This window comes from Micromonospora sp. DSM 43699 (assembly GCF_055517075.1).
Window position 1 is genome coordinate 22,934 of the sequence record NZ_JBTMMT010000021.1, and the last position, 22,827, is coordinate 45,760.

Below are 22,827 nucleotides of genomic sequence, written 5' to 3' on the forward strand. Positions count from 1 at the left end.
CGGGAGGTCAGCCCGGAAGGGTGGCCAGGTGCTGCTTGACCTGGGTGATGGACGGGTTGGTCAGCGCGCTGCCGTCGGCGAAGCGCAGCGTCGGCACGGTCTGGTTGCCGCCGTTGACGCTCATCACGAAGTCCGCGGCCTTCGGGTCCTGCTCGATGTCGACCACCTCGTACCCGATGCCTTCCCGGTCCAGCTGCGACTTCAGCCGGTGGCAGTAGCCGCACCACGGGGTGGAATACATGGTCAACATCGTCGAATCCTCCAGCGGTCGTCGCACCGGCCCGGTCAGGTCGGGCTGACCGGTACAACATCAGCCGGAGCTGGAATGATTCCACGCTGTGGTGGTTCACTCGGCGGAGACGGTGCTCGCCGGGCTGGATCCGGAACAGCGGTCGGCGGTGACCGCCCCGGCCGGCCCGGTCTGCGTCCTGGCCGGCGCCGGCACCGGCAAGACCCGGGCGGTGACCTCCCGGATCGCCCACCGGGTGCTGACCGGCGAGATCGTCGGCCGGCACGTGCTCGCGGTCACCTTCACCGCGCGGGCCGCCGCAGAGATGCGGAACCGACTCGCCCTGATCGGGGTGCCGGGGGTGCAGGCGCGGACGTTCCACGCGGCGGCGCTGCGTCAGGTGCGCTACTTCGCCCCCCGGCTGCTGTCCGGGCGGGCCATGCCGGAGCTGCTGGACAGCAAGGTCCGGGTGGTCACCCTGGCCGCCGCCAAGGTCGGCCTGCGGGCCGACCGGGCCGCCGCCCGGGACCTGGCCGGCGAGATCGAGTGGGCCAAGTCGTCGCTCGTCGAGCCGGGCGAGTACGTGGTCGCCGCGGCGAAGGCGCTGCGCGAGACGCCGCACGAGCCGGCGCGGGTGGCCGAGGTCTTCACCGCGTACGAACGGCTGAAACGGTCCTCCGGGGTGATCGACTTCGAGGACATGCTGCGGGCCGCGGTCTGGGGCATCGAGGAACACCGGGACGTGGCCGAGCAGGTACGCGGCCAGTACCGGCACTTCGTCGTCGACGAGTACCAGGACGTCAACCCGCTCCAGCAGCGGCTGCTCGACGCCTGGCTGGGCGGCCGGGACGACGTGACGGTGGTCGGTGACGCCAGCCAGACGATCTACTCGTTCACCGGGGCCACCTCGGCCTACCTGGTCGACTTCCCGCGTCGGCACCGGGAGGCCACGGTGGTCCGGCTGGTCCGCGACTACCGGTCCACCCCGCAGGTGGTCGGGCTGGCCAACGCGGTGATCAGCCAGGCCCGGGGCACCGAGGCGCGGCTGCGGCTGGAGCTGCACGGCCAGCGCCCACCCGGCCCCGAACCGGAGCTGCGGATCTTCACCGACGAGCCGGCCGAGGCCAACGCGGTGGCGGCCCGCTGCCGGACGCTCGTCGACGCGGGCACCCCGGCGAAGGAGATCGCCGTGCTGTTCCGCACCAACGCCCAGTCCGAGGCGTACGAGAAGGCGCTGACCGAGGTCGGCGTGCCGTACGTGGTCCAGGGGGCGGAGCGGTTCTTCGAGCGGACCGAGGTACGTCAGGCGATGGTGGCGCTGCGGGCCGCGACCCGCTCGATCCCGGGCGAGACCCCGCTGCCGATCGCGGTCCGGGAGGCGCTGACCGCCATCGGCTGGGCGCCCGACGCGGCCCCGCCCGGCGGCGCCGCCCGGGAGCGCTGGGAGGCGCTCGCCGCGCTCGTCCAACTCGCCGACGAGTACGCGGCCACCCCCGAGGTGCTGCCGATCGGCGAGGCGGCGGCGGTGGAGCGCCCGGCCACCCTGGCGGACTTCAACGACGAGCTGGCCCGGCGGGCCGCCCAGCAGCACGTGCCGACCGTGGACGGGGTGACCCTGGCGTCGCTGCACTCGGCCAAGGGCCTGGAGTGGGACGCGGTCTTCCTGGTCGGGCTCGCCGAGGGCACCCTGCCCACCTCGTACGCCCGTACCCCGGAGCAGGTCGAGGAGGAGCGGCGGCTGCTCTACGTCGGGATCACCCGGGCCCGGCAGTGGCTCTGGCTGTCGTACGCCTCGGCCCGCTCGCCGGGTGGGCGGGCCCGCCGCCCGTCGCGCTTCCTGCCCCAGCTGGACCGGACCGGCGGTGGTGAACGGGCCGGCACGGGCCGGGCGGGTGGGACGGGCGGGACGAAGCGGGCGGTGGAGCGTCGGCGGCCCCAGGTGGTCTCCTGCCGGATCTGCGGTGCGACCCTGCTCGCCGGCGCGGACCGCAAGCTGGGCCGCTGCCCGACCTGTCCGTCCGACATCGACGAGAACCTGTACGAGCGGCTCTGCGACTGGCGTGCCCGGGTGGCCGGGGCGCAGCGGATCCCGGCGTACGTGGTCTTCACCGACGCCACCCTCGTCGCGCTCGCCGAACGGCGGCCGGGTCGGGTGGAGGAGCTGATCGCCATCGCCGGCATCGGCCCCCGCAAACTCGGCCTCTACGGCGAGGCGGTGCTGGCGTTGGTGGACGGCGCCGCGGTGGACGACATCGGTCCGGAGAAAACTTTCGAAATCTCGTCGTAAATTCGTTTGCCCTCGCCCCGGCGCGAGGAATAGCCTCAGAACGCACCTCGGGAGCAGCGCCATTTCGGCTGCTCACGGGGCTGGTCCAGTCGGTACGAGGAACGTGAGGGAGGTGGCACCCGTGGAGATCTTCAATTACGAGCGTTCGGCGGTGATGTCAGCTGCCTTCACTCCGCCGGCGGTCCTCCGGGTGGCAGCTGCCGCTCCGCGACCGTCGATCCCGCAGGTGCACCAGGTCTCGGTTCAGGCCGAGCTGAACCTGACTGTTGCGCCCACTGCGGGAGCCGAGGGGACCAGTGGCTTCACGGGTCTGGGCATCGATGTCGCCAAGAAGCACATGGATGTCCGCGGCGTTCCACCTCGAGGGAGACCGGTCTGATATCAGACCACCGGCTCACCTCGAGGCCGCGGAACCCGCTCACCGGGATCCGCGGCCTCAGTTTTTTGCCCGTCGAAGTACGTCGGAAATGCGATCCACGAGATCGAAGTGAGAGAGAGGTGACCGGGAGATGAGTCTGGCGTTGGCCCCCCTCGACGTGAGCGTCGAGCTGGAGGCGAACCTGCCCTGCCGGAAGTTCGACCCCGACCTGTGGTTCTCCGACTCGCCCACCGACCTGGAACTCGCCAAGTCGCTCTGCGGGGACTGCCCGCTGCGCGTCGAGTGCCTGGCCGGTGCGGTCGAGCGGGCCGAGCCCTGGGGCGTCTGGGGCGGCGAGATCTTCGAGCGTGGCGCGGTCGTCCCGCGTAAGCGGCCCCGGGGCCGTCCGCGTAAGGAGGACCTCGCCCGTGACGCGGCCCTTCAGGTCGAGGCCGAGGCGCGGTTGGCGGCCAGTGGTGTGGCCACCTCGCGCAGTGCGGTCCGACTGGCAGCCTGACCTACCCGATCCGTTCCACCCACCCGCCGATGATCATCGGCCGCGAGAAAGTTGACCCCGATGCTGCACCTGCCGAATGGAACCGAGATGCAACTACTCCACGAAGCGTTGTCCCGGGCTCGAATGCGCCGGCCTCAGGCCGGTCGTACCACCACGAGCACTGAGGCGCACCGTTCTGCCCGTACCGTCGCGATGAAGAGCCGGAGCCAGTCGGCTCGCGAACTGGGCGTTCTCTAGAGCACCACCGACAGGCGGGGGCGGTGACCGGAATCCGGTCACCGCCCCCGCTCCTCGTCGGGTCGTCAGGCCACCGGGGCGAAACCGGGCAGCCACCGTTCCAGGATGCCCCGGTAGGGCGCCTTCGCCTCCAACTGGCAGAGCACCCCGATCGAGCCCAGCGTCACCCGGTGGATGAGCAGGTACGACGGCGGCAGGTTGAGCTGCCGACTGAGCTGGAAGGCGGGCGACTTCGGGCTGGCCAGCCGGGTCGCCTCGGCGCGCAGCCAGGCCCGGGTGAACCGGAACTCCTCCTGCGCCACCGGGTCCAGCATGGGCCGGATGTAGTCCAGCAGCGCCGGTGCGTCGATCGGCTCGGTCGGGTTGACGAAGCCCTCCTCGCGCAGCCCGGCGACGACCGCGTCGGCCTCACCGCGCAGCGACAGCCCGAGCAGTCGGCCGATCGGTTCCGGGGTGCCCTCGGGCATCCGGGCCACCGCCCCGAAGTCGATCACACCGAGCCGGCCGTCCGGCAGCAGCCGGAAGTTGCCCGGGTGCGGGTCGGCGTGCAGCAGCCCGGCCCGGGGCGGGGCGGACAGGTGCAGGATCGCCATCAACCGCCCGGCGGAGTTGCGCTGCTCCTCGGTGCCCTCCCGGATGATGTCCGCCAGTGGGGTTCCCTCGATCCACTCGGTGACCAGCACCCGGGGCGAGGCGGAGAGCACCGCCGGGATGAAGATCTCCGGGTCGTCGGCGTACGCGGCGGCGAAGGCGCGCTGCGACTCGGCCTCCAGTTCGTAGTCCAGCTCCTCGGTGATCCGTTCCCGCAGCTCGGCCAGGAGCGGCTTGACGTCCAGGCCGGGTTGGATGACCCGGAACATCCCGCCGAGCCGGGAGAGCTGCTTGAGGTCGGCGAGCAGCGCGTCGCCCGCGCCCGGGTACTGGATCTTGACGGCGGCGGCCCGGGACACCCCGGTCTCCGGATCCCGCCACACCGCCCGGTGCACCTGGCCGATGCTGGCCGCCGCGGCCGGGGTGTCGTCGAACTCCACGAACCGGTCCCGCCAGTCCGGCCCGAGCTGCTCGGTGAGCACCTTGTGCACGCTCGCCACCGGCAGCGGCGGGGCGGCCTCCTGGAGCTTCGTCAGGGCCTGCCGGTAGGGCGCGGCGATCTCGTCCGGTAGCGCCGCCTCGAACACCGACAGGGCCTGGCCGAACTTCATCGCCCCGCCCTTGAGCTGCCCGAGGACGCTGAAGAGCTGCTCGGCGGTGCGTTGCTGGATCTCGGCGGAGATGACGTCGGAGGCGATGCCGGTGACGCGCTTACCCATCCCGAGGACGGTCCGACCGGCGAAGCCGAGCGGCAGAGCGGCGAGCTTGGCGGTCCGGGACACGGCGCGGCGCGGGATGTCGGTCACTTGGCCATTGTTACCGACTTCGTGGCCCCGGTGCTGCTCCGAAGCCGGGCCGGGTGCCTGCATACCCCTTCCGCGTCCCTTCCGGGCTCCCTTCGTATTCCCGGTGGGGCCGGGCGTGGTCACCATCGACGGCCGGCGCCGGAGCAGGAGCAACCGGGGTGCGGGGCCCAGACCCGACGGCGGAACCGGCCGGCCGACCCGACCTCCACCGCACAGCCCACCGTCTCCGGCGTGCCCCCGTCGACCTGGGCCAGCGCCTCGGCGACCGCGTAGCCGACCGCAGCGAGCAGGGTGGCAGTGCCGCAGGACTGGTCAGCCGGGCCGGTGGCGAGTTGGGCGGCCAACGCGGGCCAATCCGGGTCGCGCTCGGTGCGGTGCAGGTCCAGGCAGTGCAGGCAGGGTCCCGCCGGGGGCCGGACCAGCGGACCGACCACCGGCACCCCCTCCCGGAGGGTGAGCAGCAGGTGCGGTTGGCGACGCCGGGCGTACCCGGTGGCGAGCAGGTCCGCCGGCCGGTCCGTGCCGAGTTGCACCACCAGTTCGACCCGGCGTCGGCCGGCTGGCCCGGTCCGGGTGCCCGGGGCGACGCGTTCGATGACGGTCCGGACCGCGCCTGCCAGCGGCTGGCCGACGTCGGTCGCGACCAGTCCGGTCCCGACCAGGTCGCCCGGGTGCACCGGGCCGGTCAGCTCGGCCGACACGTGACCCACGCCGGCCTGGGCCAGAGCCACGGCGACGGGTGCGCCGAGCCGGCCCGCTCCGGCCACCACCACCCGGGCGACGCGTCTGCGGCGCAGCACCTGGGCCGGGGTGCCGGCCAGGGTGGGCGTGGCCAGGGCGAGCGCCCCGGCCTCCGCGGCGAGCCGGGTCCGGTCCGGGCCGGTGAGGTCGCGGGGAAGCAGGGTGTGCGCCGGTACGACGAGCCCGGCGGCGTGCAGCGTGTCGATCAGTCCGCGTACCTGACCGGGGTCGACCTGGAAGTTCGCCGCGTCCACCAGGATGCCGCGCTCGCTGCGGGTGCCGTCGAGCAGGTCGAGTAGCCGGGGGAGGCGTGAGTCGGTCACCTCCAGCAGTACGGCCCGGCCCGGAGCCAGCCCCAGTTGCAGGGTGTGCCGGTCCCGCCAGAGCCGGGTGAGGCCCGGTAACAGGGCGGGGCGGAGCAGCGCGGTACGGGAGGGTTCCGTGCCGGAGGGCTCAACAGGGGAGGACGTGCCGGAGGGCCCAACAGGGGAGGACTCTGTGTGGGAGGGCTCTGTGTGGGACGGTGCGGCGCGGGACGGCATGGTGCGGGACTGAGTCATGATGACGAATCGTGATCGAATCCCTGCGGTGAGTCGCTCGTTGTCCACAGGTGTGCAGCGCCAGATCCAGCGTTGTCCACAGGAATCGACGAGTTATCCACAGTTCACGGGCAGTGATGTCGCCTAGCTGACAGCCCGTCCCTCGGGCCCGCCGGCAGGCGTACCCGAGAAGCGGCCCCACCTTCGCGTCGGCTCGGCCTCCCGGACCCGGACGTGCGGGAGGGGCGGCCTCGTCGGCCGCCCCTCCCGCGTCGCACCCGGACGGGTCAGACCTTGGCCTTGCCCAGGATGCGGTTCACTGTTGTGCCGCACACCGGACACTTGCCCTTGGCCATGTTCATCCCGGTCTTCGAGACCTCGACGTGCCCCTCGAAGTCCCGCTTCTCCTTGCACTTGACGCAGTAACCGTTGTAGGTCTGGGCCTGGTCGGCCACGGTAGCCTCCTCGTCTCGTCCGGCGGGCACGTCGGCCCGACGGTGCTCCCGGCGGCGGGCCACGCGGGGCGCCGACGCCGGGTCCTTCTCCGGCGGTCACCCACGTGACCACCGGTTGGCGGACCCTACCCAGCTCTGGGCAGTTCCATGTCAGCTGTGCATCGACACTGTGAGCAAGTCGACGTCGAGAGTGTGCATCCCGAATTAGGTGGGATAAGTGAGTTTGCCGGGGACACGCCGTGTGGAACCCCGCTCGGGTCCCCCGGAGGGGGTGTGGGGACGCCGCCCGGGTCGCTCACCCACCGTGGAGATCGTTGCGGGCGGACGCCGTGGAGCCGGCCACGAAGGGTGACGAGGGCCGAACCCCAAGGTGATCACCAGTTTTTTTCGGACTCCTTACCACCAATCATCATTTTCCGGGCGCGCGTCGGGGTGTTGACCCTTGCGGACCCCTGGTCAGTACGCATTAGCTTTCCTTCGTGGCAGGAAACCACGGCTGCGCGGCCCACTGATGGCGGCGGCGCGGAAGCCAGTCGTCGAGGTACGGCGCAGTCAGCGCCGGCGACGCACGGTGTCCGCCTACCGGGACGGCGAGCGGGTCGTGGTCCTCATCCCCGACCAGTTCTCCCGAGCCGAGGAGAGCGAGTGGGTCGACCGGATGCTCGCCCGGCTCGCCGCCCGGGAGGACCGGTTGACCCGCAACGACACCGAACTGCTCGACCGGGCGCTCCGGCTGATCAGCATGTACCTCTCCGACCAGGGCGGCGACGCCCTGCCGGCCAGCGTCCGGTGGGTCACCAACCAGAACGGCAGATGGGGGTCCTGCACCCCCGCCGACCGGACCATCCGGATCTCGCACCGGCTCCAGGACATGCCCGACTGGGTGCTCGACTACGTGCTGCTGCACGAGTTGGCGCACCTCATCGTGCCGAGCCACAACGCCCGCTTCTGGGCCCTCGTCGGCCGGTACGCGAAGACCGAGCGGGCCCGGGGCTACCTGGAGGGGGTGGCCGCCGCCTCCGCCGTCCCGGTCCCCGGCTGACTCCGCATCGCCGCCGCTGCTGCCCCGGTCCCCGGCTGACCCCACGTCGCCTCCGCTGCCCCGGCCTCTGCTGCCCCTGCTTCGCCGCCGCCCCGTCCTCCAGCGATCGGAGGCGTGCCCGCTGGAGGACGGGGAGGCGTGCCCGCTAGGGTCGGGGAATGGTCCGACGGGTGGTGGTGGCGTTACTCGGCCCGGTGGCCTGGTCGCCGCCCGGGATCGGCCTGGTGGACTGGCGCACCGCGCTGGCCGAGGACGTGGTGGACCTGCTCGCCACCCTCGCCGAGGTGGAGACCGCTGTCGCCGTGACCCCGGCCGACCGCTGGCTCGCCGACGCGGTGCGCTGGCCCGACACCGTCGTGTACGAGGTGCCCGAGCCGACCGTCACCGCGGCGCTGGCCGCCCTCGCCGGGTACGACCAGGCTGCCGTGGTCGCCGCCGATGCCCCGGACCTGCCGGGGCTCACCCTCGGCAAGCTGCTCCGGCCACTGACCAGTCGATCCGTCGCCGTCGCCCCGGTCGAGGGTGGTGGCGCTGCCGGGCTGCTCGGCGTGGCGTCGCGGTTACCCGTACCCGATTGGCTGCCGGTGCTGGACCTGGACGTCGCCGGGCCGGCGGACCTGCGTCGCGCGGCGCCCGCCCCGGCCGACGTGGCGGTCACCCCCGGCTGGCACCGGCTGCGCGGCCCGGCCGACCTGGCCGCCCTGGACCCGGCGGTCGAGGGCTGGGAGGCCACCCGTGCCCTGCTCTCCGGCCACCGCGCCTGACCGGCCACCGCGCCTGACCGGCCACCGCGCCTGACCGGCCGGGAGTCGGGTGGGTCCGGCCGGCGTCGCGGCAGGTAGGGACCGGTCAGGGCGGGGAGCCGGTCAGGGCATCGGGGCGGTCAGGGGCGGTCGGGGTCGCCGTCGGGGTCGTCGGGACGGGGGCGGCTGCCCGGGGCCTGCTCCTCGGGGCCGCCGGGGGCGGTGAAGTCGAAGTTGGCCAGCTCGTCGTCGAGATCCGCCGAGGTGGTCGCGAACGCCACCGGGTCGGCGAAGTCCGCGTCGGAGGGGAGCAGGTCGGGGTGGCCCCAGACCGCGTCCCGGCCGGCGATGCCCCGGTGCTCGGTCAACGCCGCCCACAGCGCCGAGGCCTCCCGCAGCCGGCGCGGACGCAGCTCCAGGCCGACCAGGGCGGCGAAGGTCTGTTCGGCCGGCCCGCCGGCCGCCCGGCGACGACGGAACGCCTCACCGAGGCGGACCACGTTGGGCAGCCGGTCGGCGGCGGCACTGTCGACCACGTGGCAGACCCAGCCCTCGACCAGCGCGAGCACCGTCTCCAGCCGGGCCAGGGACGCCTTCTGCGCCGGGGTGTCCTCCGGGGTGAAGATCCCCTCCAGGGCGATCGCCTGCATCGACTCCGGGTCGGTCGGGTCGACCCGGCCCATCGCCTCCTCGATCGCCTCCCGGTTGACCCGGATGCCTGACGCGTAGTTCTCCACAGCGGTCAGCACGTGCCCGCGCAGCCACGGGACGTGCTCGAAGAGCCGCTGGTGGGCGGCCTCGCGTAGGGCGACGTAGAGGCGTACCTCGTCCTCGGGCAGCTCCAGGCCCTCGCCGTACACCCGGATGTTGGCCGGGATCAGTGCGGCGGTGCCGGCCGGGCCGAGCGGCAGGCCGATGTCGCCGGCGGAGAGCACCTCTGCGGCGAGCTGGCCGAGGGCCTGGCCGAGCTGGCCGCCGAAGAGCGCCCCGCCCAGGGTGGCGACCATCGACTGCATCGGGCCGAGCTGGGCACGGGCCTCCGGCGGGACCAGGTCGCCCATCGCGCCGACCATCCGGCTGGCCACCGGGTCGCAGAGCTTGCGCCAGACGTCGAGCGTCTTGTAGATCCACTCGTTGCGGTTCCACGCCACGGAGGTGCGGATGCCGGTCGGCCAGGCCGACGCCGGCTCCAGCCACAGATCGGCCAGGCGCAGCGCCTCCTCCACCGCGTGCCGCTCGTAGGGGGAGGCCATCGGATCACCCGTGGCCGCGAGCTGGCTGGCGGCCACCTGACGGGCCAGGTCCCAGTTGACCGGCCCGCTGCCCGGCGCGGAGAGCAGGTGCTGCAACTGCGACATGAACTGCTGCATCTGCGCGGGATCGTTGGGGTCTGGTGGTTGCCCACCCGGGAGCGCGAAACCGAACGGAATATCAGGCACGACGTCTACGGTACGCGCGCCGCGCCCCTGGTAGCCGCCACTGGCGTTGCGCTGAGGGCGAAGTCCGCCGCAGCGCGCCGGAGTCGCCGCCACCTGTCGGTACGCTCTGCCGCATGCGACGTCGTGGCGTGACCGTCCTCCTCGGTGCCCTGCTCACCACCCTGCTGAGCATCGGCGTGCTCGGCGCACCCATCCCGTACGTGGTGCTCGGCCCCGGGCCGACGGTGAACACGCTCGGCACCTCCGCGGGCAAGGAGGTCATCCAGGTCAGCGGCCGGGAGACGTCCACCTCCGCCGGTCAGCTCCGGATGACCACTGTCGGCGTGCAGCCGACGGTGAAGCTGCGCGCCGCGATCGCCGGTTGGCTGTCGAAGGACGAGGCGGTGGTGCCCCGGGAACTGGTCTACCCGCCGGGCGAGTCGCAGGAGGAGGTCGAGAAGCGCAACGCCGAGGACTTCCAGAACTCGCAGAGCAGCGCCGAGACCGCCGCGCTGGTCAAGCTCGGCTACCCGGTCGAGGTGGTGGCGAAGGAGGTGGCCGCGGACGGTTCGGCGGCCGGTGTGCTGAAGGCCGGTGACGTGATCGTCACCGTCGACGGGGCCAAGGTCACCTCCGCGACCCGGCTGGTCGAGCTGGTCCGGGGCAAGCCCGCCGGCACCCGGCTGACCATCGGGTACGTCCGCGACGGCACCGCCGGCAGCGCCACCGTGACCAGCCGGGAGGCCGACGGCCGGCCGCGCATCGGGGTGGTCCCCGACCAGCGGCAGCCGCACCCGTTCAGCCTGAAGATCGACCTGAACGACATCGGCGGCCCGAGCGCCGGGCTGATGTTCGCCCTCGGCATCATCGACAAGCTCAAGCCGGAGGATCTCACCGGTGGGAAGGTCATCGCCGGCACCGGCACCATCGACGACGAGGGCCGGGTCGGCCCGATCGGCGGCATCGCGCAGAAGCTGGTCGGCGCGAAGAAGGCAGGTGCCAAGGTGTTCCTGGTCCCCGCCGACAACTGCGCCGAGGCGGTCCGCAACCCGCAGCCCGGTCTGCCCATGCTCAGGGTCGGCTCGCTGGACGACGCATTGACCGCGCTGGACACGTTGCGCGCCGGTGGAGAGCCGACCCGCTGCTGAGGCCGGTGCCACCGGACCGACCCGGCGCGACCTGACCCGAGGCGTTCAGGAACACCCCGTACTCTGGGTGCCTGTCCGGAGCCGATCAGATCGAGCGTGCGGAGCCAAACAGTGGTCATGCGTAGCAGCCCCCTGCCGAGGATGAGTCGGCGCGGACGCGTCACCATCGGGGTCCTGGTCGGGGTGTTCCTCCTGTTCACCCTGCTGGGCTGGGGGGTGCAGGCGTGGACCGACTGGCTCTGGTTCGACGAGGTCCGCTACACCCAGGTCTTCACCGGCGTGCTGCTGACCCGGGTGCTGCTCTTCCTCGCCGTCGGGCTGGGCCTGGCCGCGTTCGTGGGCGGAAACCTGTGGTTGGCCTACCGGCTGCGGCCGAAGCTGCGCCCGCACTCGCTGGAGCAGGCCACCCTGGAGCGGTACCGGATGCTGCTCGCGCCCCGGATCGGCAGCTGGATCAGCCTGACCGCCGTGGTGCTCGGCCTGTTCGCCGGGCTCTCCGCGCAGGGCCGCTGGCCCCAGTGGCTGCTGTTCCGCAACGGCGGCGACTTCGGTGTCAAGGACCCGGAGTTCGGCATCGACGTCGGCTTCTACGTCTTCCAGCTGCCGTTCTGGCGCTACCTGCTCGGGGTCGGTTTCACCGCAGTGGTGCTGGCCCTGATCGGCGTGTTGGCCGTGCACTACATCTTCGGCGGGGTACGCCTGCAGGGCGTCGGCGACCGGATGACAGGCGCCGCCCGCGCCCACCTGAGCACGCTGGTCGCGGTCTTCGTCCTGCTCAAGGCCGTCGCGTACGTGCTGGACCGGCGGGCCATGCTGCTGGAGTACAACGAGGGCGCCAAGCTGTACGGCGCGGGCTACGCCGACGTCAACGCGCTGCTGCCGGCGAAGGAGATCCTGGCGTACATCTCGGTGGTGGTGGCCATCGCCATCATCGTCTTCTCCAACGCGGTGATGCGGAACCTGGTCTGGCCGGGCATCTCGCTGGCCCTGCTCGGGGTCTCCGCCGTCGCGATCGGTGGCATCTACCCGTGGGCGGTGCAGACCTTCGAGGTCAAGCCGAGCGCCCGGGACAAGGAGGCCCCGTACATCCAGCGCAGCATCGACGCCACCCGCGCCGCGTACGACATAGCCGAGGTGCAGACCAAGGGGTACGCGGCCAGCAACCTGGTGCCACCGGCCAGCCTGGCCACCGACACCTCGGTGGTGCCGAACGTCCGGCTGCTCGACCCGCAGCTGGTCTCCGAGACGTACACCCAGCTCCAGCAGGTCCGGGGGTTCTACGACTTCGGCCCCAAGCTGGACATCGACAGGTACGCGGTGCAGAACAAGACCTCCGACTACGTGGTCGGGGTTCGTGAGATCAACTACGGCGAGCTGACCGACCAGCAGAACAACTGGATCAACCGGCACACCGTCTACACCCACGGCTACGGCCTGGTCGGGGCCCCGGCCAACCAGGTGGTCTGCGGTGGGCAGCCGTACTTCGTCTCCGGCTTCCTCGGCGAGAAGGCACAGGAGGCGTGCTCCTCGCAGACCGAGCAGATCCCGGCCAGCCAGCCGCGGATCTACTACGGCGAGCGGATGCAGGCCGACGACTACGCCATCGTCGGTCAGACCGAGGAGGGTAAGAACGCCGAGTTCGACAGGCCCACCCCGACCACCGGGGGCGAGCAGTACTACACCTACACCGGTGAGGGTGGCGTCGAGATCGGCTCGTTCACCAGGCGGCTGCTCTACTCGATCAAGGAGCAGGAGACGAACTTCCTGCTCTCCGAGGCGGTCAACGAGAACTCCAAGCTGCTGTACGTGCGCAACCCCCGGGACCGGGTGGAGAAGGTCGCCCCGTTCCTCACCCTGGACGGCGACCCGTACCCGGCGGTGGTGGGCGGCAAGGTCCAGTGGATCATCGACGGCTACACCACGGCGGCGACCTATCCGTACGCCGAGCGGATCAACCTCCAACAGGAGACCACCGACGAGCTGACCAACCGGGGCACCTTCCAGCTGGCCCGGGAGAACGTCAACTACATGCGCAACTCGGTGAAGGCCACCGTCGACGCGTACGACGGCACGGTCCGGCTCTACGAGTTCGACGACACCGACCCGGTGCTCAAGGCGTGGAACAAGGCGTTCGGTGGCGACCTGGTGCTGCCGAAGACCGCGATCCCGGCCGACCTGGCCGAGCACTTCCGCTACCCGGCCGACATGTTCAAGGTGCAGCGCAACCTGCTCACCAAGTTCCACGTCACCAACCCCGGCGACTTCTACTCCGGCCAGGACTTCTGGCAGGTGCCGAACGTGCCGGACGCGCCGGACAGCGGGCAGAAGCAGCCGCCGTACTACCTGTTCACCCAGTTCCCCAACCAGGACGCCCCACGGTTCCAGCTCACCTCGGCGGTCACCCCGAACGGTCGGCAGAACCTCGCCGCGCTGATCTCCGGGTCGTACGTCGACGGGCAGCCGAAGCTGGAGGTGCTGGAGCTGCCGGATCAGACCCGGATCTCCGGCCCGGTGCAGGTGCACCAGCAGATGACCAACAACGCCACCATCCGGACCGAGCTGAACCTGCTCTCCTCCAACCAGGCGCAGGTGCAGTACGGCAACCTCCTGTCGTTGCCGTTCGCCGACGGGATGCTCTACGTCGAGCCGGTCTACGTCAAGAGCAACCAGCAGGACGCGTACCCGCTGCTGCAGAAGGTGCTCCTGTCGTACGGCGACGGCGGCTCGTACGTGGTGCTTGCCAACAACGTCGCCGACGGCATCAAACAGCTCGTCGAGCAGGGCAAACGGGCCGGGCAGGGGAGCACCCCGCCGCCGTCGAGCGGTGGGACGCCGCCGTCGCCGTCACCGTCGCCGTCACCGTCGGCATCGCCCACGGCCTCGCCCGGGGCGAGCAACCCGCCGCCCAGCGGTGACCTGGCCGCCGCAGCGCAGCGGGTCCAGACGGCGATCGCCGAGGTCAAGGCCGCCCAGGCGTCCGGCGACTTCGAGCGGTACGGCCGGGCCCTGAAGGCGCTGGACGAGGCGATCACCGCCTTCCAGCAGGCCCAGCAGGGCAATCCGGCCGCCCCGCCCAGCGGCAACCCGCCCGCGTCACCGTCCGCCGGCGGCTGACCCGCCCGCTCCCGCGTCGACGGGGCCACGATCCGAGTGGGGATCGTGGCCCCGTCGGCTTTTCGGCTGTTCACAGCACCAACCTGTGGGTACCGCCGACCGTGTCCCGGTGGGGTGCCGGGGAGGCGTGCCGGGCATCCCGGGCCCGTTTTGCGGGCGCGGGGGTCGGTGCGCTACGGTTAACCAGGCGACGCGGGGTGGAGCAGCTCGGTAGCTCGCTGGGCTCATAACCCAGAGGTCGCAGGTTCAAATCCTGTCCCCGCTACTGTTCGAAAGGCCCCGGAGTTCTTCTCCGGGGCCTTTCGATTTTCTCCTGCTGGTTCTCCGCGTTCTCCTGCTGGTTCCCGAGCGTGTGCAGAATGCTCCCGGGCGTGTCACGCCCGTCTGGAACCGGTTGCTCCATGATCAAATAGCATTTTCGAGCACTTTCCTCGGCGTGTCGTCTCTCTGAATGCAATCCGATCTTGTTGCCGGTTGCCGGTTGCCGGTTGCCGGTTGCCGGTTGCGCGTATAGCGCTGTGGGTGGGGTGTGGCTGTCGTGGCCACATTGCGCCGGAAGGCTGCGGGGACCGTGTTGGGCTGCGGGGCCTTGTTGAGCTGGGTAGATGGTGGATCGAGGGGGCGGTGGATCTCCGTCTGGAGGATGGGTTAGGCTTATCTAGCCGACGCGGGGTGGAGCAGCTCGGTAGCTCGCTGGGCTCATAACCCAGAGGTCGCAGGTTCAAATCCTGTCCCCGCTACTGTTCGAGAGGTCCCGGAGTTCGTCTCCGGGGCCTCTCTTCGTCTGTGCCCGTCGGTCGTGCCCGTCGGCGCTGGGTCGGGGGCGGGGCGGGCCGGTGTGTGCTTCGGGGTGCCGGACTTGCTCCTCTCGGTCAGGATGAGGGCATGTCTACTGGGATCAACAAGTCAACTGCCACCAAGTGGTGGGGCCGGCTGAGCGCGGTGCTCGGCGCGGTGGTTCTCTCGGTCTTCGTACCGGTTGCCGCGTGGGCGTCCACAGGCACCGGTGAGCTGGTGGTGGAGGCCGCCCGTCGCCGGTCCAGGGGCGGTGGCTTCGGCGTCTTCGGGCTGCTCTGCTGCCTGGTGGTGGTCGGCGGCATCGTCCTGCTGGTCGTCCTGCTGATGCGGAACCGGCGCAGCCGCCCGCCCCGCTGACCCCGTGACCGGGGCGCTGCCTCGGCCCGTTGTCGGGTAGCGCCCTGGTCCGTCACCGGGCCAGGGCGGCCTGGGCGCGGGCCATGAACTGCGCCGTCGCCGCTCGCGCCCCGGAGCGTCCCGCGCGGATGCTCCGGGCCGACTCGGCGAGCAGGGCACGCACCTCGCTGTGCCCCTTCGGGGGTGGCGCGGGCGCCGGACCGACCTGCTGGTGCAGCGCCTCACCGAGGGCGGCGACCCGCTCGGCCGGCGGATCGTCGAGGGTCTGGACGACCGCCTGTCGTACCGTCAGGCTGGCCGGCAGGCCGCGCTCGGTGCCGAGGAGCCGGCCCACCTCCACGCTGCTGGTGAGGAAGTTGACCACGTTGGCCACCACCCCGGCATGGCGGGTGCCCCGGAACCCGGCCCAGTACATCGACGCCCGGTCCCACTGGGCGGCCCGGGGGCCGGGGAAGCCGACCAGGGCCAACTCGTCCTCGGAATAGCGCTGGAGTTCGGGAAACTGGTGTGACCAGGCGAACGAAGCGGCAGTGTGCCCGGTGACCACCAGCTGCCGGGCCGGCTCGCCGCCGTCGGCCCGGTCGACCAGGGCGGCGGCCGGGGTGGCCCGTTGGCTGCGGGCCCGCTCCCAGAACTCGAACCAGTCCAGCAGCGCCGCCGAGCCGAAACCCAACTGACGTCCCTGGTAGAACTTGGTGCCCAACCCGCGTAGCCAGAGCCACAGCGCCCGGTGGTCCCCGGACGGGTCCATGGAGCCGGCGACCCGGCCACGGCTGGCCCGGGTCACCCCGGCGGCCCAGCTCAGATAGTCGGCCCAGGTCATCGAGGTGGTCGGTTCGGGGGCACCGAGCCGACGGAGCAGGTCCCGGTTGAACACCACGGCGGCGTGGGTCTGTGCGGCCGGGACGCCGTAGACCCGGCCGTCGACCTTGCCGTAGTCCGCCAGGCCGGGCGGCAGGGTGTTCAGGTTGATCCGGCCGTCGTCTACGTATCCGCCGAGGTCCAGGACGATGCCGCGCTGGGCGTACTCGCCGAGCATCGAGTCGTCGATCTGGAACAGGTCGGGCACGTTGCCGCCGCCGGCCTGGGTGGCGAGCCGGTCGTAGTAGCCGCCCTGCCCCTGCCAGGTCACCCGGAAGGTGACAAGCGGATTGCGTGCCGAATACAGCCGCAGGGCCCGTTCGGTGGCCTCCGCCCGCTTGGTGCCGCCGTACCAGAAGACCGACAACTCCACCGGGCCGTCCCGCACCGACGACTCCTCGTCGATGCCGCACCCGCTGAGCCCGCCGACGGCCAGCACCGGCAGACCGAGCAGCCCGCCGAGCAGCCGCCGCCGGGCCGGGTCGACTCCGGGTCGGGGGAGCGGGGGACGCGCAGCGGACAACGGGTGCTCCTGGGGACGGGTGAGCCGGTAGCCGGATCATTCACGCAGGTGGCGCGGGTGGGTGTCAACGGCCGGTCGGCCCGCCGTACGCCGGTCGCCCGGGTGGGCGCACCGGCCGACGCGGCACCCGTGGTGTACTAGGGCGCGTGGAACTTCTGCACTCGGGCAAGGTCCGGGACGTCTACACCGACGGTGACGACCTGATCCTGGTCGCCTCCGACCGGATCTCCGTCTACGACGTGGTGCTACCCACCCCGATCCCGGACAAGGGGCGGTTGCTCACCGCCCTGTCGCTCTGGTGGTTCGCGCAGCTCGCCGACCTGGTGCCGCACCACGTGGTCTCGGCCACCGAGGTGCCCGCCGAGTTCGCCGGTCGGGCCATCCGCTGCCGCCGGCTGGACATGGTGCCCGTCGAGTGCGTCGCCCGCGGCTACCTCACCGGCGGCGGCCTCAAGGAGTACGAGCGCACCGGCGCGGTGTCCGGCGTACCGCTGCCGCGTGGCCTGGTCGAGGCGTCGATCCTGCCGGAGCCGATCTTCACCCCGTCGACCAAGGCGCCAGCGGGGGAGCACGACGAGCCGATCACCTTCGCCGAGGTGGTGGACAAGGTGGGCGCGGAGACCGCCGAGCGGCTGCGCCAGATCACCCTCGACGTCTACCGGCGGGGCGCGGAACTCGCCGCCGACCGGGGCATCCTGGTCGCCGACACCAAGATCGAACTGGGCTGGGCGCCGGACGGCACCCTCACGCTCGGCGACGAGGTTCTCACCTCCGATTCGTCGCGCTACTGGCCCGCCGAGTCGTACCAGCCGGGTCGCACCCAGTTCTCCTACGACAAGCAGTACGTCCGGGACTGGGCGACCGGCAGCGGCTGGGACAAGCAGGCCCCCGCTCCCGAGGTCCCGGCCGAGGTGGTCGAGGCGACCCGGGCCCGCTACGTCGATGTCTACGAGCGGCTGACCGGCGAACGCTGGGCCTGACCCGCCGCTGCCCGGCCGGCCCCTGCGGGATCGCGCTGCCCGGCCGGCCCCTGCGGGACCGGCCGGGAAGGGCTCAGCCGCCGCCGAGGGCGGTCTTCGGTTCGGCCCGGTAGGAGCGGTCCTCGGCCTGCTTGCCGAGGACACCGCCACCTGGCGTCTCCACGCTGAACGCCTGCTCGTCGGTGACGATCTCCGAACCGTCGTGGCGCTCGCCCCGGTCGTCGCGCCTCGCGGCGGTGGTCCGTCGGGGGCTCAGCTCCGGCGGCACCGGCTGCCCACCGCGCGCCGGCCGGGTGGTCGGCTCGGCCGGTGCCCGACCGCGTAGTGCGCCCGGCACCTCCTCCAACCGGGACACCCGCCCGCCGGACAGTGGCGCGGCTGGCCCGTCCAGCACCGGCGCGGTCACCGCCGACCGCTCGTCGCCCAGCCACTCGTCGCCCGGTGCCGCCGGGCGTGCCACGTCGGCCCGGTCACGTCGCTTCGGCCGGGCCGTCCCGGGCGTACCGACACTCCTGGCCGGGCTGCCCAGCACGGGCGGGGCGGTGCCCGGCCGGGTCGGCGTCGTAGCGTCGCCGGCCCGCTCACCGCCGGCCCGCTCACCGCCGGCCCGGGTGCCGCCACCGGTCGCGCGCCGCCCGTCCGGACGACGGTTCTGCAACACCGGTGCGGTGGTCTCCCCGGCCGGGCGGCCGAACAGGTCCTCGTCACCGGCACCCGGGCGGACGGACCCGCGTCGCGCCTGGTCCGTCCCCTCCTCGGTGCCCGGCCGGCGGGTGCCCGGCGAGTGCGACGCCCCGGCCGTCGGGGTACCGCCGGTGCCGCGCGCACCGGACGGTGGTGCCGCCGTCGAGGAGGAACCGGGACCACGCAGCCCGTTCGGGGGCGCGGCCCGGCCGCCGGTCGGTGGCGGGGTGGCGTTCGCGCCGGGGGAACGCAGCGATGCCTGGGGTGGCTCGGTGACCGATGGTGCGCCGACACCGCCGCGCAGCACCCCGCTGCGTAACCCGCCACGCTCACCGGTGAGCCCGTCCAGGCCCGGCGGTCGGGTCAGCCCGGCCCGACCCGCGCCGGGGGCATTGACGTGCGCGCCGCTCAGGCCGGGTGCGCCGGTGGGCAGCCCGGGTGGCGGCGCGGCCAGCGGCGGCGGCACCACCGGCGGCCGGGCCACGGCGGGACCCGGCCGGTCGACGGTGGCGGGTGCCGGGGCCGGCGGGCCGGTCTCGGTGCCCGGTGGCGGTCGCAGGGTGGCCAGCACCTGCCGGGCCAACTGGTCCGGGTCGCCCGGCGTGGGCCGGGGTACCGGCCGGACCGACGCCGGGGGCCGGTTCGCCCCGGTCCCGGGCGGGCGTACGCCGGGCGGCGGCGTACCGACCGGACCGCGCCACGGCGGATGACCGACCGGGTTGAGCACCGCGTCCATCGGGAAGAACGGTGGCCCGTGCCCGCCGCTGACCTTGCTCAACGTGCCGAAGTACTCGTTGGCGGTGCGTTCGGCCAGCTCCTGCGCCCGGCGGTTGTACTCCTGCTGCTTCTCCTGCACCGCCTCGGCCTCGGCCGCCTGGATGCCCTTCTCGCCGTCGTACAGGCCGAGGGTGAAGCCCTGCTTGAAGCCCTCGGAGAACTGCGTCCAGCCGTCGGAGTTCTTCGCGTCGTCGATCGCGTTCTCGTATTCCGTCCAGAGCCGGTCCATCTCCGTGCGGGAGTCCCGGGCGATGCCGACCATCGCCCGCAGCGCGGTCACGTTGTGCTGGGCCGCGTCCATCCACTCGTCGAGGTAGGCCAGCGTCTTGCCCGGCCCGGCCTTCAGGAACGCGTCGCGGGCCTGCGGCGACTTCCAGTGCTCGTCGTGCAGGGTCCGGCTGGCGGACAGCAGCTGCTGGTGGATGCCCTGCAAGAGGTTGTAGGCGTTCTGCCACTGGTCGGCCAGCGCCGAGATGTCCTCCGGGTGCTGGCCCAGCACCTGCTGGCGGACCGCCTCGATGGTGGCCCCACCCTCGCCGCCCGGAGCCGGGGTGAACGTCAGGTCCGGGTTCTCCGGCGGCATGACGTACCGGGTGCCCTCGCCGCGCGGGCCACCGGAGGCGTACGTCGCACGGGCGTCCCAGTAGTCGGCCATGGTGTCCTCCCGGGCTCAGATGCCGTAGTCGTGCCGCTTGATCTCGTCCAGCGCCTGCCTGGTCGGGGAGTTGGAGAGTTCGCTCGTCGGCACGCCCTCGGTGTCCTGACCGATGTGCAGCTCCTCGGTGACCTGCCCCTTGCCGTCGGTCGTGGTGAGCGTCCGCGTCCCGTCGGCGTGCTGCTCGTCGACCCGCTTCGAGGTCGGCTGCTCCTTGGCGTCGAGTTGTTCGCTTGTCACCGTGCGACCTCCGTCGGCGTCGTACGACGTCGTCTCCCGGCTGCCGCCCGTGCGCCGGCCCTCGGCGTCGGTGGTCGTGGTGGTGACCACCGTCGAGTTGCCGCTGACCACCGTGGTCGTCCGGCTGGTGCTGGTGGCGAGCACCTTGCCGTCGACGTCGGTCGTGGTCATGGTGACGATCGTGCCCACGCCACCAGGGAGCGTCTGCTGGGTGATCGTCTTCACCGTGCCGTCCGGTGCGATCGCCGTACTGGTCACACTGCCGTCCGGGTCGACCCGTTGGCCCTGGTCGACGAAGTCCTCCTCCGCCGGCGCGGTGGTGGCCTGCCCGCTCGACAGCGTCTCGAAGTACTGGTCCCACCAGGTCTTGCCGGAGACGAACGGGGGCAGCCCGGCGGGGCGCGGCGCGTCGGCGTCGCCGAAGGCGAACCGGACAGCGTCCAGCGAGGCCGCCGACCAGCCGTCGGTGTTGGCGTAGGCATCGGCCACCGTCTGCGCGGCCATGCCGATGTTGGTCAGCGCGGTGCCGAGATAGGTGAGGTACTGCTGGAACTCGCCGTAGTTCAGGGTGAGCTGGCGGCGGATGTAGGTGCCCTCCGGCAGCGCGTTGTTGTCCCAGGCGCTCTGCGGCAGCTGGCCGAGCTGACTCAGCCGGCCGCTGTGGCCCCGCAGGTTCTCCTGGATGGTGACCATGTTCCTGCCGTAGTCGACCAGCCCGTCGGGATCGACGTCGACGGGTTTCTGATCGGCGAGCCAGTCCGTGCAGGTGTTCTGGTCGGTCTGCTGCTGGTAGGGGTTGGTGCCGCCCGCGCTGCCGTCGTCCTCCGCCACCGAACCCTCCCCCTGGTGCGGCGGGCCCCCGCCCGAGTGTTGCCGGAGATCGTCCCGAGCCTAACCGCTGCCGACCACCACCGGGACCCGGTATCGCCGGACCGGCCGTCCGACCAGCCACTTCGGACGGAGTGAGGTGGCCCGATTCGATGCGGGACGCTACCGTCAGCATCGGCCACGACGGCCACCACCACATCAAGGGGACGCTTCCCTGACCGGGGGGCGCAAGCAGAGGAGCGGGTGAGTCCACCTTGACCAACACTCCCGGACTGGGTCAGGTCCACGCCACCCAGGAACAGCTGAACCAGATGGCACAGCGCTGCAACGACACCGGTGCGGGCCTCGCGCAGGGCATGGCGCAGCTCATCGATCGGGTGCAGACCCTGGGCGGTGGCGGCATGCGCGGCTCGGCGAACAACGCGCTTCAGGACGTCTCCGTGCAGCTCAACGACGGGCTGAAGAAGATCATCTCGGCACTCGACGAGCTGTCCGGCAAGATGACCAGCGCGGCCACGCAGTACGGCATGAACGACGACGACGCCGCGACCGAGATCCGCCAGGCCGCCGCCGAGACCGGCAACGCCGACGTGATGAGCATCCTGCGCGGCTGACGCCGCCGGTATCCTGCGCGGCTGACGCCGCCGGTATCCTGCGCGGCTGACGCCGCCGAGACCAGCGAAAGGTGACCTTCCGTGAGCAGTCCCATCACCTACAACTTCGGCGAGATCTCCGATGTGGCCACCGCCATCGGCACATACCAGGGCCAGATGGACGGCAGTCTCCAGGAGCTGTACACCCAGTTCACCCAGCTCTTCGCGGCGGACTGGCAGGGCTCGGCGGGCCAGGCGTGCGACGAGGCCCGGCAGAAGTGGAACCAGGGCGCCACCGAGATCAAGGAAGCGCTGTCCCGCGTCGGCGTCAAGCTCGGAGCCTCGGCGGAACGGATGCAGCAGATCGACCAGCAGATCGCCGCCGGTATGTGACGGTCCGGTCCGGCGTCCCCGTCACGGTGGGGGTGCCGGACCGGCCGCGCCGCCGGCAGGGCAGCCGGTGTCGTGGCACCCGGTTAGGCTGCCGTCGGGCGACCCTGGGGGGAGTGGCGATGGAGGAACGACCGAACTTCGGCGCGCTGACCGCCATGATCGGTGACCTCAGGAAGGCCTGGTCCGGAATGGACGAGGTGCAGCGCCGGATGCTCCGGGTGACCGGCACGGCCTGGTCGGACGACCGTACCGTCAAGGCGGTCGTCGGCCCTCGCGGGCACCTGCTGGAGCTGGACATAGACCCACGGGTGTTCCGGAACCCCAACTCGAAGGCGCTGGCCGCCACCATCGTGGCGACCGTCCGCCTCGCCGTGGAGGACGCCGCCGAGCAGTCCAAGGAGATCCTCGACGGCAGCCTCGCGCCCGACCTGCGGCGGCTGGCACCCGGCGGCGCCCAGTTGGAGAAGCTGCTGCACAGCCACGACGCCGACGTACGCCTGAAGGGGGACGACGATGAGTAGCTTCGTCGAGATCAGGACGAGCGTCGCCGACATCCTGGGCATCGCCAACCGGCTGCGGGCCAGCGGGCAGTCGCTCGCCAGCACGATGAACTGCAGGCTCGGCGCGATAAGTGGTCTGGAGTCCGCGCCGGGGACGCTGCCGCGCGACGAGTTCACCGAGGAGTTCCTCAAGACTTACCACAAGCCGGTCGAGGGGGCCGGCGGCGGTCAGCAGATGAACGAGGCCGTCAAGGAGAGCGTGCCCAAGCTCGGCAAGGCGATGGACCAGCTCGGCAAGTACGTCGCCGACGCGATGTGGAGTTACACAGGCACCGACGACGACAACGCCACCGACATCGACCGGGCCGGTGGTGGCCGGCGCTGACGTGCGGGGAACGGCCGTGGGTGACAGC

At 71.9% G+C, this 22,827-nt stretch carries 21 protein-coding genes and 2 tRNA genes; 15 read left to right on the plus strand and 8 right to left on the minus strand.

Annotated features, from left to right (window positions below; all coding sequences use genetic code 11):
- Positions 1 to 7: 7 nt before the first annotated feature.
- On the minus strand, positions 8 to 250 hold the full coding sequence (locus tag AC0AIB_RS13545; protein WP_328343192.1) for a mycoredoxin: 243 nt from the start codon (positions 248 to 250) through the stop codon (positions 8 to 10).
- A gap of 88 nt (positions 251 to 338) precedes the next feature.
- Between AC0AIB_RS13545 and AC0AIB_RS13550 the strand changes: the two genes are divergently transcribed.
- From AC0AIB_RS13550 to AC0AIB_RS13560, 3 genes are all read left to right on the plus strand, one after another.
- On the plus strand, positions 339 to 2,516 hold the full coding sequence (locus AC0AIB_RS13550) for an ATP-dependent DNA helicase UvrD2 (protein WP_465096773.1): 2,178 nt from the start codon (positions 339 to 341) through the stop codon (positions 2,514 to 2,516).
- Positions 2,517 to 2,637: 121 nt separating this feature from the next.
- Positions 2,638 to 2,895 carry a hypothetical protein gene (locus tag AC0AIB_RS13555; protein WP_328343194.1) on the plus strand — a complete coding sequence of 86 codons (258 nt, stop codon included), beginning with the start codon at positions 2,638 to 2,640 and terminating at the stop codon, positions 2,893 to 2,895.
- A 130-nt stretch (positions 2,896 to 3,025) separates the two neighbouring features.
- Positions 3,026 to 3,391 carry a WhiB family transcriptional regulator gene (locus AC0AIB_RS13560; RefSeq protein ID WP_282267977.1) on the plus strand — a complete coding sequence of 122 codons (366 nt, stop codon included), beginning with the start codon at positions 3,026 to 3,028 and terminating at the stop codon, positions 3,389 to 3,391.
- Between the two features lie 302 nt (positions 3,392 to 3,693).
- Here AC0AIB_RS13560 and AC0AIB_RS13565 read toward each other — a convergent pair whose 3' ends face one another.
- From AC0AIB_RS13565 to AC0AIB_RS13575, 3 genes are all read right to left on the minus strand, one after another.
- Positions 3,694 to 5,025, minus strand: a complete 1,332-nt coding sequence (locus AC0AIB_RS13565; RefSeq protein ID WP_328343198.1) for an ABC1 kinase family protein — start codon at positions 5,023 to 5,025, stop codon at positions 3,694 to 3,696.
- A gap of 119 nt (positions 5,026 to 5,144) precedes the next feature.
- On the minus strand, positions 5,145 to 6,188 hold the full coding sequence (locus tag AC0AIB_RS13570; protein ID WP_328349048.1) for a TOMM precursor leader peptide-binding protein: 1,044 nt from the start codon (positions 6,186 to 6,188) through the stop codon (positions 5,145 to 5,147).
- Between the two features lie 404 nt (positions 6,189 to 6,592).
- Positions 6,593 to 6,760, minus strand: coding sequence for a DUF5679 domain-containing protein (locus AC0AIB_RS13575; protein WP_007464795.1), 168 nt, complete (start codon positions 6,758 to 6,760; stop codon positions 6,593 to 6,595).
- A gap of 511 nt (positions 6,761 to 7,271) precedes the next feature.
- On the opposite strand from AC0AIB_RS13575, the gene AC0AIB_RS13580 reads away from it, so the two are divergent.
- Positions 7,272 to 7,802, plus strand: coding sequence for a M48 metallopeptidase family protein (locus AC0AIB_RS13580; RefSeq protein WP_328343200.1), 531 nt, complete (start codon positions 7,272 to 7,274; stop codon positions 7,800 to 7,802).
- Between the two features lie 158 nt (positions 7,803 to 7,960).
- Positions 7,961 to 8,566, plus strand: coding sequence for a hypothetical protein (locus tag AC0AIB_RS13585; protein WP_328343201.1), 606 nt, complete (start codon positions 7,961 to 7,963; stop codon positions 8,564 to 8,566).
- Positions 8,567 to 8,685: 119 nt separating this feature from the next.
- Here AC0AIB_RS13585 and AC0AIB_RS13590 read toward each other — a convergent pair whose 3' ends face one another.
- Positions 8,686 to 9,915, minus strand: a complete 1,230-nt coding sequence (locus AC0AIB_RS13590; protein WP_328349050.1) for a zinc-dependent metalloprotease — start codon at positions 9,913 to 9,915, stop codon at positions 8,686 to 8,688.
- A 182-nt stretch (positions 9,916 to 10,097) separates the two neighbouring features.
- Here AC0AIB_RS13590 and AC0AIB_RS13595 point away from each other — a divergent pair, with 182 nt between their 5' ends.
- From AC0AIB_RS13595 to AC0AIB_RS13615, 5 genes are all read left to right on the plus strand, one after another.
- Positions 10,098 to 11,111 (plus strand): YlbL family protein, encoded by a 1,014-nt coding sequence (locus tag AC0AIB_RS13595; RefSeq protein ID WP_328343202.1) that lies wholly within the window; start codon positions 10,098 to 10,100, stop codon positions 11,109 to 11,111.
- A 117-nt stretch (positions 11,112 to 11,228) separates the two neighbouring features.
- Complete coding sequence (locus AC0AIB_RS13600) at positions 11,229 to 14,225, plus strand: UPF0182 family membrane protein (RefSeq protein WP_328343204.1); 2,997 nt, start codon at positions 11,229 to 11,231, stop codon at positions 14,223 to 14,225.
- Positions 14,226 to 14,416: 191 nt separating this feature from the next.
- A tRNA-Met gene (locus AC0AIB_RS13605) sits at positions 14,417 to 14,490 on the plus strand.
- A gap of 401 nt (positions 14,491 to 14,891) precedes the next feature.
- Positions 14,892 to 14,965 (plus strand) — tRNA-Met (locus AC0AIB_RS13610).
- 145 nt (positions 14,966 to 15,110) lie between these two features.
- Positions 15,111 to 15,380: a hypothetical protein gene (locus AC0AIB_RS13615; protein WP_328343206.1), complete on the plus strand. Its 270-nt coding sequence runs from the start codon at positions 15,111 to 15,113 to the stop codon at positions 15,378 to 15,380.
- 52 nt (positions 15,381 to 15,432) lie between these two features.
- Here the strand turns inward: AC0AIB_RS13615 and AC0AIB_RS13620 are convergent, their stop codons facing one another.
- Positions 15,433 to 16,764: an ABC transporter substrate-binding protein gene (locus AC0AIB_RS13620; RefSeq protein WP_465096774.1), complete on the minus strand. Its 1,332-nt coding sequence runs from the start codon at positions 16,762 to 16,764 to the stop codon at positions 15,433 to 15,435.
- Between the two features lie 146 nt (positions 16,765 to 16,910).
- Here AC0AIB_RS13620 and AC0AIB_RS13625 point away from each other — a divergent pair, with 146 nt between their 5' ends.
- Positions 16,911 to 17,744, plus strand: a complete 834-nt coding sequence (locus AC0AIB_RS13625) for a phosphoribosylaminoimidazolesuccinocarboxamide synthase (RefSeq protein WP_328343210.1) — start codon at positions 16,911 to 16,913, stop codon at positions 17,742 to 17,744.
- 73 nt (positions 17,745 to 17,817) lie between these two features.
- Here the strand turns inward: AC0AIB_RS13625 and AC0AIB_RS13630 are convergent, their stop codons facing one another.
- Both AC0AIB_RS13630 and AC0AIB_RS13635 read right to left on the minus strand, forming a co-directional pair.
- A complete protein-coding gene (locus AC0AIB_RS13630; RefSeq protein WP_465096775.1) occupies positions 17,818 to 19,860 on the minus strand; it encodes a DNA polymerase III subunit gamma/tau domain-containing protein in 2,043 nt (680 codons plus the stop codon).
- 15 nt (positions 19,861 to 19,875) lie between these two features.
- On the minus strand, positions 19,876 to 20,931 hold the full coding sequence (locus tag AC0AIB_RS13635; RefSeq protein WP_328343214.1) for a hypothetical protein: 1,056 nt from the start codon (positions 20,929 to 20,931) through the stop codon (positions 19,876 to 19,878).
- Positions 20,932 to 21,182: 251 nt separating this feature from the next.
- Here AC0AIB_RS13635 and AC0AIB_RS13640 point away from each other — a divergent pair, with 251 nt between their 5' ends.
- The 4 genes from AC0AIB_RS13640 to AC0AIB_RS13655 all read left to right on the plus strand — a co-directional run bounded on the left by AC0AIB_RS13640 (position 21,183) and on the right by AC0AIB_RS13655 (position 22,799).
- Positions 21,183 to 21,542, plus strand: coding sequence for a WXG100 family type VII secretion target (locus tag AC0AIB_RS13640; protein WP_328343216.1), 360 nt, complete (start codon positions 21,183 to 21,185; stop codon positions 21,540 to 21,542).
- A gap of 81 nt (positions 21,543 to 21,623) precedes the next feature.
- Positions 21,624 to 21,914, plus strand: a complete 291-nt coding sequence (locus AC0AIB_RS13645; protein ID WP_328343218.1) for a WXG100 family type VII secretion target — start codon at positions 21,624 to 21,626, stop codon at positions 21,912 to 21,914.
- A 119-nt stretch (positions 21,915 to 22,033) separates the two neighbouring features.
- Positions 22,034 to 22,435, plus strand: coding sequence for a YbaB/EbfC family nucleoid-associated protein (locus AC0AIB_RS13650; protein ID WP_328343220.1), 402 nt, complete (start codon positions 22,034 to 22,036; stop codon positions 22,433 to 22,435).
- Positions 22,428 to 22,799, plus strand: coding sequence for a hypothetical protein (locus tag AC0AIB_RS13655; RefSeq protein ID WP_328343222.1), 372 nt, complete (start codon positions 22,428 to 22,430; stop codon positions 22,797 to 22,799). The genes AC0AIB_RS13650 and AC0AIB_RS13655 overlap by 8 nt, the downstream gene beginning before the upstream one ends.
- Positions 22,800 to 22,827: the final 28 nt, after the last annotated feature.